The sequence below is a fragment of the Halomonas sp. 328 genome, from assembly GCF_015645095.1.
GTDB lineage: Bacteria > Pseudomonadota > Gammaproteobacteria > Pseudomonadales > Halomonadaceae > Bisbaumannia.
This window is the reverse complement of record NZ_JADOTW010000039.1, coordinates 18,785-29,610: the sequence shown is the minus strand read 5'-3', so window position 1 is coordinate 29,610 and position 10,826 is coordinate 18,785. Positions and strand designations below refer to the sequence as shown.

At 59.0% G+C, this 10,826-nt stretch carries 7 protein-coding genes and 1 pseudogene; 1 reads left to right on the top strand and 7 read right to left on the bottom strand.

The window, feature by feature from the left end; genetic code table 11:
• Positions 1-473: 473 nt before the first annotated feature.
• Positions 474-764, top strand: a pseudogene (locus IHD13_RS18595) (IS30 family transposase); the annotation flags it as partial.
• Positions 765-800: 36 nt separating this feature from the next.
• Here the strand turns inward: IHD13_RS18595 and IHD13_RS16270 are convergent.
• The 7 genes from IHD13_RS16270 to tssA form a co-directional block, all read right to left on the bottom strand.
• Positions 801-2,096 carry a hypothetical protein gene (locus IHD13_RS16270; protein WP_195862087.1) on the bottom strand — a complete coding sequence of 432 codons (1,296 nt, stop codon included), beginning with the start codon at positions 2,094-2,096 and terminating at the stop codon, positions 801-803.
• A gap of 14 nt (positions 2,097-2,110) precedes the next feature.
• A complete protein-coding gene (locus tag IHD13_RS16265) occupies positions 2,111-3,010 on the bottom strand; it encodes a hypothetical protein (RefSeq protein ID WP_195862086.1) in 900 nt (299 codons plus the stop codon).
• Between the two features lie 94 nt (positions 3,011-3,104).
• Entirely contained in the window at positions 3,105-3,392 is a 288-nt protein-coding gene (locus tag IHD13_RS16260; RefSeq protein WP_195862085.1) for a hypothetical protein, read from the bottom strand.
• Positions 3,393-3,426: 34 nt separating this feature from the next.
• Complete coding sequence (locus IHD13_RS16255) at positions 3,427-5,109, bottom strand: type VI secretion system Vgr family protein (protein ID WP_195862084.1); 1,683 nt, start codon at positions 5,107-5,109, stop codon at positions 3,427-3,429.
• Position 5,110: 1 nt separating this feature from the next.
• A complete protein-coding gene (locus IHD13_RS16250; RefSeq protein WP_195862083.1) occupies positions 5,111-5,728 on the bottom strand; it encodes a GNAT family N-acetyltransferase in 618 nt (205 codons plus the stop codon).
• Positions 5,712-9,353 (bottom strand): type VI secretion system membrane subunit TssM, encoded by a 3,642-nt coding sequence (tssM, locus tag IHD13_RS16245; protein ID WP_195862082.1) that lies wholly within the window; start codon positions 9,351-9,353, stop codon positions 5,712-5,714. The genes IHD13_RS16250 and tssM overlap by 17 nt, the downstream gene beginning before the upstream one ends.
• Before the next feature lie 45 nt (positions 9,354-9,398).
• Positions 9,399-10,823 (bottom strand): type VI secretion system protein TssA, encoded by a 1,425-nt coding sequence (gene tssA, locus IHD13_RS16240; RefSeq protein WP_195862081.1) that lies wholly within the window; start codon positions 10,821-10,823, stop codon positions 9,399-9,401.
• Positions 10,824-10,826: the final 3 nt, after the last annotated feature.

Genomic DNA, 10,826 nt, shown 5'->3' with positions numbered 1-10,826 from the left:
GCGTCCTGCCATGGGTCACCTATGCTGCTTCGGCATAGGTGACATTAGCAAATTCGAGTTTTCGGACAAAGCCTAGTGCGCTCTTGCGTGAAGTATTTATTCCCGAGACTTAGAGCGTAGAAAACATTAAATCTGCGATCGAGGATTTCACTGCGATCGACGTTGAAACATTTCTTTATCTTCATCAAGCTACCTTTCATCTTTTATTTTAACATCATTTCCAGGCTGAGAAATATTCACGCCATAAAGACCACACAGAACTTTCTTACAAACTGTATCTCACCCCCTTATTATCAATCCTTTTTCGCCTTACCAGAATAACCCAAAGAGATAGATTACTCTTCCCCGAAATAGTTAAACAATGTGTCTTTACTGTTCCTGGCTTCATCGAATAAGCGCAGCACTTTGGATCACGCGGTAGAAGCAGAGGGCCAGCGCCAGTACCCTCCCTGCTTTACCGACCAAAGTAAAGTGGAGATCTGTGGCAGCACTTCCTCCAACCCAAGCGGCGCAGCAAACACCGTGCCCAGGCCAAAAGTGCTGGGCTGGGCAAGATCCCCAACCGGATGAGCATCGAGCACCGTCCGGCGGGAATCGACAATCGTCACTGGGAGGGTGATACCGTGATCCAAGGACACAAGCAGTCGGGGTTGGTCACGCTGGTGGAGCGTCGCAGTGGTTACCTGTTGGCCGCTCGGCTGGCCCGGGTCACGGCGGAGCTGACCCAGGCCGCCATGATCCAGTTGCTGAAACTGCGGCGCGGTGATTATTGGTAGAATTCAGGAAGCTGCATAAACCGCCTAACTGCCCAGCCCCTTAAGAAACGCCTCAGAGGGTGCGGACGCTCTCATCGCCGCAAGTTCAGTATCCGATGAACTGATGGCCTCCACATAGAACAAATTCAACTTTTCTCTCAAACCGATAACCGGTGGTGCCGCCAAGAGTTCCTTGAAACGTGCCACCACGCTTTCCCTTTCACCAGCCGACACGCACAGGGCATTAACCAGGAATAAAATCTCGCTGTAATGCAGCTCCTCCTCGACATGACAAATATATAGCCTAATACACTCATGCGCATCGTCGAAGAAGCTGGCATTAAACTCCGCTTCATCGACAAATGCGGACACATCGGCCAGACCCAGCCCTGACCGCACATGGCTTGGCGCATCGACAAAGACGTCGCGCGATTCCAAATAGGTTTCCAACAGGGCATGCCTGGTGAGAAGTGCGACCGAGTCCGCCAGAATGGGATCGTTATCATAGGCACCGTTCTCCCGAGGAAAGTCGATGACGCCCTCTCGCTCTTCATAGCGCCGGTAAAAAAGCCTATCACCATTTATCACCCTGACGATGGTTGGCGTAGCCTCCTCCTTGCCATGCTCTTCGGCTAATGGATCGATCTCACCGGTGGCAAGACACATGATCTTCGGATCATAAAAATTGATCAGTATTTGTTTGGCATAATCGAATGGAACCGTTCTAGCCTCTTCTTCCGAGGGGGCCAAGCCATCGGGCACCTGCTCAATCACGTAGGACGTAGCGGCCAAGTCGCATAATGATTTTGCGTCGTCGTTCCAGTGATCGAAAGGCACGCCTATCGTGCAGGGATACTTGCTTTCCGCATAGTCACACAGACGGACAAACGGCCATCGACTGGAACGCACATGACGGTATGCCGACCAGGCCTCGCTGACGTTGAACACGACCAACAAGGGGCCGTCGACGGGCCACTTCTCGGCATCTATCAGCATTGGGACGATGGGGGCTTCTTCGAAGCCATCCTGCCTTGCTTCTGACGGACTTAGCGAAGCGTCGGGGGCCGTCGGCATCACGTTCAAGCGTCGAAGGATAACGGGGTTTTCGTCACTGACATTCGCGCCGAGCTGCCGCATCCATGGGAAGACTCGCCCTTGCCGCTCCAGCGTTTGCAACGTCAAGGGCGCGCCCAGACGAATCAAGCCGGCACCGCTATCCCCAAAGTCACTGGCGAGTCTCTCCCGCAGCCCTCGATCACCGGGGAGATAGGCAATATTATACAATTCCGGGTCACCATCCGGTGTCGAAACGATAACCGTCGAGAAAAGCACCTCATTCATAAGCCCACCCATTGTCAATTATTAAGATTAATGATCGACCCTTTTATCTCGACTCCAGCATTGGATAGCTTGATATAGGTGCTATCATTGAATTTAAGCAGAATCCCCGTGGAACTCACCTCTATACTTGGCCCATCACTACTTTTGATGGAGATAGTTTTCGCTTCAGACTCAATCTCCTTAGAACTTATGCAAAAATATGATTCAGCGCCCTTTTCATCCGTATCATCCGTACAAAATAACACCGCAAAATTCGGAGAAAGTCTATATTCAGAACAGGCGCCGACTGCAGCATTGGCAGCCTTTACTACATAATATTCACACTCGACCTGAACCGTCCCCTCGACCTCAGACATTAGCTTTACTTCAGCCTCAGGCTCCTCCTCAGGCTTTTTATAAAAATTACTTACTGTACACGCCCTCCCCCCCCCATTAAGGTAATAGATATTTCTTATACTACCGGAGCAATAGTGATTCTCCTGGTTGCCGTAATAATAATTATTCTCATTACCCCTGTGTGAGTAACGATGATACCAAGGCAGAGGTCCCGTGGTCTTACATACCTTCCCCGTTTGAACCACTGTCCAATTGAGTTCCACAAAATCAAGATTAACATCCGCCCTTGCCCCAATAGAATGAAACCCCTTTTGACCCACATAGGCAAAATTCGTAGCACCTAGGGCAACCGAAGTAGAGGTAGGCATAGAAAATGTAACTTGGTTTTTAGAAATGGAAACATTCGCGCTCTCTTCAGCATTCTCAGCATTCGCGCTCTCTTCAGCATTCTCAGCATTCGCGCTCTCTTTAGCATTCTCAGCATTCGCGCTCTCTTCAGCATTCTCAGCATTCGCGCTCTCTTCAGCATTCTCAGCATTCGCGCTCTCTTCAGCATTCTCAGCATTCGTATCCGACATGACCCATCCCCTTATCAAGAAATCAAGAACAACTTTCGCTTAACCCCAATGCTCACAACGCATTAAAAGCAGAGGCTTCTTTCTCCTGTTGCGCCTAGCCCGACGGAATAAACGTGCCCCCCTGAAGCGTCTTATCTTTGAACAAGATCACCGGCTTTCCATTTACCTTTACATTGATAGCAGTGGTAATAACCCTATCACCACAGCAAACGGTGATGGCACCATCGGTCAGAACGGGAATATTATTTATCATCACCCGGGATGGCTCAGGATCAATCAGAGGAGCCGGTGGAACAGGAGCCAGAGAATGCATCACGGCCACACATTGATATTGACTTATGGCATGCATGATAGCCACGCCATTACTCATTACTCCCGGCATGTCTCACCTCCTCTCAATAGTAACATCACAGGCATCACTCCAGATCACTGTTCACGATATCCTCGGCCACCACCATGCTAGTCGCGAGCACGGGGCATATTCCAGAAAACAACACGGCGACGGCCGACATCGCGTGAAGTTTCTCGTCATGATCAAATCCCACCACGCTAACCGCCCCCTTCGGTACACGCTCTCGTTTGTTGCGACAGGCCTTGATCAGGAGCTCCTCCCTGCCGGCTTCGTCTTCGAAGGAGATTTCATTGAACCCCTCTCCCTTATGAGTTTTCGTTCTCATTACCGTCTTGGTATTCGCCCGAGGAAGCTCATAAGACGGCTTGTTTTTTGCGTGATAGGTCCTGCCATTAATGATCGGCTGGTCAGGGTCTCCTTCCAGGAAATCGACGAGGACCTCATTGCCGACTCTAGGAATATTCGTGGCCCCCCAGGCACCCCCCGCCGAACTCTGGGTCACCCGGACCCAACAACTGGACTTTTCGTCATGGCTACCATAGCGATCCCAGGGAAACTGCACCTTGACCCGGCCAAACTCATCGCAATAGATCTCCTCGCCCTCGGGCCCCACGACGGTGGCGATTTGCGGACCATCGACACAGGGCTTGGGGTTCGGCTCCGGCCGCCAGGCGGTATTCGCGGGCACGATAATGATTTCGTTGTGATAGCGTGTCATGGCTTCGGCGGGGACCGCCTCTTCTTCCAGGGCCTGGTGTTGCTCACCAAGGTGGTGGACAGAGACCACCTGCCATTCGCCATTTAGGCTCACTACCTCATGCCCCGTCAGTTCGAACTTCCACCCCGGCTGCATATCGGGGAGTTCGCTGACGCCTTTTGCCGTCAGCGCGTCTTTACGCAGGTGTTCCAGGCGTATCTGCGTAAACTTCTTCCCGGAGATATCCGCCTTGTAACGTCCGGGGTAATCAAACCACTCATAGTCCCTGGACGGCACTACCTCACTCTCACCGGCCTCCATGCTATGTTCGTGGGCATAATCGGGCTGCTTGAAGCTGTAGTCCTTGAGGGTGACGCGCCTCGGGCGAATGCGCGACTCCTGGCTCAGGATACGGATCCCTCGATTCTGGCCATTGGGGTCGCCGAGATGGGAAATGACTTCGCCACGCCGAATCAAGGCCTGGGGACTATCGGCAAAGATCAACCGATGCCCAGCCAAATCGCCATCCTCGAATTCATGGAAGTAGAAGAATCCCTCCTCGGCGGCCAAGCGCTCGAGGAAATCGAGGTCGGTCTCACGATACTGCACGCAGAATTCCCGCTCGGCGGGCTCACGGGCGACCACGAAGCTCGGCTCCCCGAGGCCATGCTCCTCGCAGAGGCGCTTAATGATCGCCAGCGGCGATTGCTGCTGGAAGATACGCGAGTTTTGACGCAAACCGAGACGCCACAAGGCGGGACGTATCACGACCTCATAGCAACGGCGCCTCCGGATGCGTTCTCCGCAGCCAAGCTCGGCAATGATGCCATGGAAGCGCCGCTGTATTCGCCCATCCAGCCACACCGTCAGGGTCGCGGGTCGATCGAGCAAATCGCCCGGAACCAACGCCATCGTGGGACTCGCGAAATGCACCCGCAGCTGAAAAGGGCATGACAGCCGTTCCTCGTGGCTGAAGTCGACGACCGCCAGTTCGGCTTCATCGGCGCCGGCGAGACTCAGGGTAAACTGCCGTCCTGTGGGGTTACTCATTTCAATGTTCTCCCTCATTACCCGCGTTGATCCGCATGTCCTGACGCACCTGCGCCAACTCATAGGTCACCATGCCCAGGGCATCGATATGCTGCCGTCGAAAGCCAGTGGTGATCAGGCACTGCTGCGCAGCGCTCGCCGCCTTCGGCAAGCGTGCCTGCAGGGGGGCATCCGGGAAGCGCTGGCACGCCGCTGACAACAGCTGGGCCCCATGCCCACGCCCCCGGGCCTCGGGGACAATAAAGAAGAAAAGCAACTGCCATGCGCTCTCGGGCGCGCTACGGCAAACCAGCAGCATTCCCAGCGGTGCGCCCCGCGCTGTCCTGAAGGTCAACAGCTGCCCCTGCCAGTAGGCGATCCGTTGCCCCACAAGCTGTGGCCAAACGCCATGACGCACCACGAACTCCAGGGCGCGACGCAGGGCCTCTAGCCGCTCCTCGCCGCCAAGCCGCCAGGGAGAGGCCCCGTCGAGCTCGGCGCGCTCTAGCGCGGTCAGGAAGACGGCAATATCGCCTTCATCGGCGGAAACCAGCGCTGCTGAGGTCGCCACCGCCTCTTCGCCGCTGTCGGCCCGGCCAGCCATCAGGGGCGTCAACCAACGTTTAAGTGTCGCTAGCATGCGCGGGTTCTCCTGCGACATAGAGAGAGCCGGGTAACTGAAAGCCTGCCACCAGTGGACGGGTAAAGGGGTTATGTCTTGCTGTGGTGCTGAGTCGATAACGCATGTTGCCACCATCGAGGGTGAAACGAAGCTCCAGCTCCCGCTCTCCAACGCCCGTGACCTGGGCCTGATCGAGGAGCCGGAACCAGGCCCAGGGCCCATGATGGCGAAGACTGCGAGGGGAGCGATTGACCTGGTTTGGCACCAGGGTAAGGCGGCTTTCGTTGTCATCGCGCAAGCCGTTCGGCCAGATAAGCGGCACCCGACGGCTGACCCCGTGGGTATAGTCGATCAATTGCCCATCGACATTGATCAGGGCCCGCCGCTTGTCGGAACTCAGGGCGAGCGGCTCAAGGTCGAAGGCGACCTCTAGACCTCCCTCGCCATTCAAGTAGGCCCGGCGAATCTGCTCGGCGCGCTGAAGCGCCTCGATGACCCCCGCCCCCAGATGGACCTCACCCTGCTGGGTAGGGAACCGGGAGGCCCCCTCAATGAAGGGCTGCAGGTTGTGCCGATAGAATGCATCGAGGATACCCTCGCTGGCGAAAAATCCCTCGAAGTCGGCTAGTGCCACCTCCCGGGTGGCTTGTGGCGCCAGGGGATAGCGCCCGGCCAGGCCATCCTGGAAAGGCTCCACGACCTCGACTCGCCACTGCCGTTCGAGGTATTGAACGGCCAGCGTTGTCAACAATTGCCGACTCTGGTCGGCCAGGCTTCGCAGGATGCCTGCCAAGGGCGCAGGGAGCTCTTCGGCGCTGCGCCGCAAGCGAGCGATGGGGTCCTCCCCCGGTAATGCCAGGTCGTCACGGACGAAGAGAAAAGCCTGACGTTCGAGGTCACCGTGCGCCGCGAGCCGGCGCAAGGCCTCGTGGAGCTCGCCGATGATCAGCTCGATCTCATCCAGCCGTGAGGGATGGTCATCGTGCCGGTCTCTCAGCGCAGTGAGTGGCGCGAAATGACGTTGGATTTCTTCGGCCAAGCGGTAACGAGGTGAGTCCACGACGGCGATGTCTACCGCCTCATCGTCGGTCGGCAGCGGCGAATTCAGGCGGGTCTGATGCGCGATTTCATTCAGCAGCCGCTCCAGGGGACGGCTCGCGCCGACCAGTGTCTCGGTCACCTCCAGCGCCTGGGATAGCCCCTGCAACGGCACCAGCTCGATACGCGACAGAACATCTCGCCAGGCCGCCTGGTAATCGCTGGCATACCGGTCGCGTAACGCCTCCTCCAATCGACGCCGATCCACGGCACTGAAATCGATATCGTCACGCTGACCGAGCACCCAGGCATCGATCCAGGCCGTCTCGCTGGCCCGTTCCAGCGCCTTCGGGAAGTCGTTCTCGAACCCCACCCTTGTCAGCCAGAGGGGGATGTGCAGCGAACCCTCACCCGCCTCTCGATCCCTGAAGAGCCGGTTGAATGACGTGCCGATCACCTGACGCAGGTCATGGAATTGCCCGGGGCGGTCGTTCGCCGCTTTCATGGTGGCATAGACGCGATCGGCCATGGGCTGCAACGCAAGCATGCGTTGTGCCGAGGCGATCTCACCTTGCAGAGAGTGCATCACCGCCTGAGCGTCGTGGTCCCCAGCCCGGGCCCGCCCCTCCAAGTCACTATGGGCCAAGGCGTACTCCAGGTGGGCCCACCAGCGCCGCTGCACATCGCCGCGTAGCGGGAAGGCGTGTTGCCAACGCTCCTGCATGAACGCCATCACCCGTTCGGCTTGACGACCGCTGGCATCGGAGAGCATGCGCAGTTGCCGCAGCAGCACCAGTTGCGCATCGCTGCCCGGTTCCACCGCGCGCATCTCCTCCTGGAGCTCACGCATCAGCGCGGGAAGCAGTGACTGCTCCAGCATTGCCAGATAGGCGCTATCCAGGGCACGCCCGATCTTGTGGCCCTGGTAGAGCCCCATCTGGGTCAACCGAACCAGTGGACGGTCATGCCCCCCGAAGGCCTCGCGCGCCTCGCGCAAGCGATCCAGCGACACCAATAATGCCTCGTCGAAGGCATCCGACTGGGACGGTAGGGCATCACTGGCAAGCAGCGTCGTGACCCTTGCCTCGACCTTCGCCAGGGCATCGGAGTTGAGCTGGTAGAAGTGGCCCCAGCCGCCAAAGAGAACGAGACCGACCACCAGATAAGCCGCCGTGCCCAGCCGTTTCCGGAGCAGGCGGCGCCGGGCGGCACGGGCATTATCACCGGCCAATCCCGCTTCGCGATAGATGATCCGCTCGAACAGTGCCTCCACGAAATAGGGCGTCGAGCACGAGGCTCGATGCGCAGGCTGTACGCCCTCGCTCATTCCATAGCGTCGCGCCGCGGCCTCGACGAAAGGGTCATCCGGTACGCCCTGTTGATAGACCGAGGTGAAATAGACGCCACGTACCAGGGCCTCGGTCGAGAAACGGTCACCGGACAGCAGGTCCTTGAGGAACCCCTCGAGAATGTCGCGCAGCCCCGCCAACTGGCGAATGAAACTAAATACCGCCTCACGCTCATCACGCCCCCGACAATCGGCGAGTAGCCGGGGCAACGCCTGGTTGAGACGGCCCAGCAGTTCGTCATAGGCAGCGGAAAACTCCGCTTCCCAGCCACCGGAATGGTGCAGAGAGTCCGCCGAGAAGGTCACACCGAACGGCATCTGTCGGTCGACCCGGGAGTCGTAGCGGCAGAAAACCTCGAAGCCCTTCAACAGATCCATCTTGCTGAAAGTCACATAGATCGGCAGTCGGCTGCCATGCTGCTCCATCAGCTCACGCAGCCGCGCCCTCAACAAGGCCGCATAGGCCTGCCGAACCGCCACCTCGGCCGCATTGAGACGCTGCATATCGATCACCAATACCACCCCATCCAGCGGACGACGTGGACGACTGCGCGCCAGCCAAGCGACGAAATGCTTCCACCGTCGCTGCTCCAGCTCCGCCGGCTCCCCCTCCTGAAGGGCTCCCTGTGTCAGCAACTCACCGTCCGGATCGATCAACACCGCCCTGTCGCCACTGATCCACCAGTCGAAGCCCCACTCCTCCCGATTGGCTTGCCCCGACGCTCGCAACACCCGGGTCAAGGCGAGCTCGGGACAAGAGCGATTGATCAGGCTGGTCTTGCCCGCATTCTCGACCCCCAGCACCAGATACCAGGGCAAGCGATAGCGTGAGTCAGCCCCTCCCCCCAGCACCTGACTCAGCTCAGACAGCGTCCGGTTCAGGCGCACCTCCTGGCGCGCCAGGGGTTCAAGACAGGGATCACGCTGCTGCTGTTCCTGTTGTCGACGCTGGGCATCGAAACCACGCAAGCGCCGGGCCAGCCAGATACCCCATATCACCGCCACGCCCCCCAGGAGCGACAGGCTAGCCAACAAGCGCGTGACCCAGGATTCCAACGGAGCCGTACCGAAGGCTTGCCACCGCGGCCCGAACCACCAGATCATCGTGCCGAGTATCAGCACCAGCACCAGCCCACCGCCGATGGCCAAACGCTTGGGCCACTTGGACGCACCATCCGCCGGCGGCTCTCCGCCAGCCCCGGCTTGTATCGCCCCCGGCCTGAGACGTGCCAAGGCCGCCATCACCAGTCTCCACATACGCCTACCTCCCTTTCCCCGTCGACGCCAAGGTGTGGCCGCGACTCATGATTCAAGCATCGAGGCGAGACGGGCCGGTAAGGCCGGCTCCCAGTTCTTGAGCCCGAGCGTCGACACGGCCTCATATAACGTCTGATAATGCTGACGAGCCAATCCTGGCAAACCGGCCTCCCGAAGCAGGTCGGCACAAGTCAACCGCCAATAGACGCCCTCGCGAGGCGAGCCAGCCGAAGCCAAACCCTCTTCGAGTACGGCCAGTGCCGTGGCGAGTCCCGAGGCATCGAGCGCCTCACGAGCCGCCTCCAGGCCGGCCTGCCAGGGGGCACCAACAGCCCCCGCACCTGCGCTGTCCCCACCGTCCCGCCCCCCAGCACCTTCCTCGAGCCACTGCCATGTGTCGCTATCGACGAAGGGGCTACCGTCGCTGAACGTCAACGCCTCGATCCCCTCCAGGCGCGCGACAAAACGCATCGCTTCATCGTGAATCGCCGCGGCACAGTCAGGAAAGGCCAGGCGCCTCGCCATCTCGGCACTCAACCGATGCCCTTCCAACCAAAAGGGGCACAGGGCCAGGCTATGCTCGATACGCTGCCAGTCGGCCAAGGCCGGCTGCCCCATCGCCGCTTCGCGATATTCGGCGGCCAGATCGACGGAAACCGCGGCCAACTCGGTACGCCGGCCATCACGGGTCGCCGGAAGGCTGAGGATGGCGTGCCAGATGGCATAGCGGCGCAATCGATACCCCAAGGCCTCCCCGGGCGCCTGTTCATTGATGAAGTCCGCCATCTTGAGCAGGGCCTGGCGATTCCCCCGCTCATTGCCTGCCTCGAAGTAAGGCTCCGGTGCCCGTGACTCCTGAGACGTCGGCTCTCCCTCGGCACTCGTCGTGGCGGCGGCGGGCACCTCCGTTTCATCGGCTCCAGGCGACGCCGGCGTCGCCCGGACCAGCAGCGCCAACAGCTCCTCCAGGTCATGGCCCGTCAAGCGTTGATCCGACGCCGCCTGCCTCAACGTTCTCAGCGCCTCCAGGCTCGCCTCGTGAGTATCAGCGGCCTGCTGAAAATCGACCCGCTCGATCAGATTGACTGCCCTTCGAATGAACTGCTGGAAGAGCCTCTCCCGAAAACGCTGCCCGGCACTGCCCGGTCGGGGGTAAGCCCGGTCCCACCAACGGGTCAGGACTCCGGCCAACAGCTCCAGGGAGAGCGCAAAGGGCTGCGCCTCCCCCCCCTGTTGCCAGCAGTGCAGCAAATGGCCGAGGACCCGCAGGTCCTTGCCGGTCTCGCTCAGCAAATCGATCGCCAATGCTTCGGCACTGGCCCAATCGATCTCGCCATGGTGCAGCGAACCGATCTTCATCAACTCCTCATCGAGCCTGACATAGGCCTCACACTCCTCTACCGGCTGCCCCACCTCCTCGGGTAGTGGGGCGAGTAGCGCATCGAGCTGGGCTCGCTGGATCATTCGCATCGA

Coding starts and splice junctions, on each gene's coding strand:
- IHD13_RS16250 (WP_195862083.1), bottom strand. CDS start 5,728: ATGCTAGCGACACTTAAACGTTGGTTGACGCCCCTGATGGCTGGCCGG.
- IHD13_RS16255 (WP_195862084.1), bottom strand. CDS start 5,109: ATGAGTAACCCCACAGGACGGCAGTTTACCCTGAGTCTCGCCGGCGCC.
- tssM (WP_195862082.1), bottom strand. CDS start 9,353: ATGTGGAGACTGGTGATGGCGGCCTTGGCACGTCTCAGGCCGGGGGCG.
- IHD13_RS16260 (WP_195862085.1), bottom strand. CDS start 3,392: ATGCCGGGAGTAATGAGTAATGGCGTGGCTATCATGCATGCCATAAGT.
- IHD13_RS16270 (WP_195862087.1), bottom strand. CDS start 2,096: ATGAATGAGGTGCTTTTCTCGACGGTTATCGTTTCGACACCGGATGGT.
- IHD13_RS16265 (WP_195862086.1), bottom strand. CDS start 3,010: ATGTCGGATACGAATGCTGAGAATGCTGAAGAGAGCGCGAATGCTGAG.
- tssA (WP_195862081.1), bottom strand. CDS start 10,823: ATGCGAATGATCCAGCGAGCCCAGCTCGATGCGCTACTCGCCCCACTA.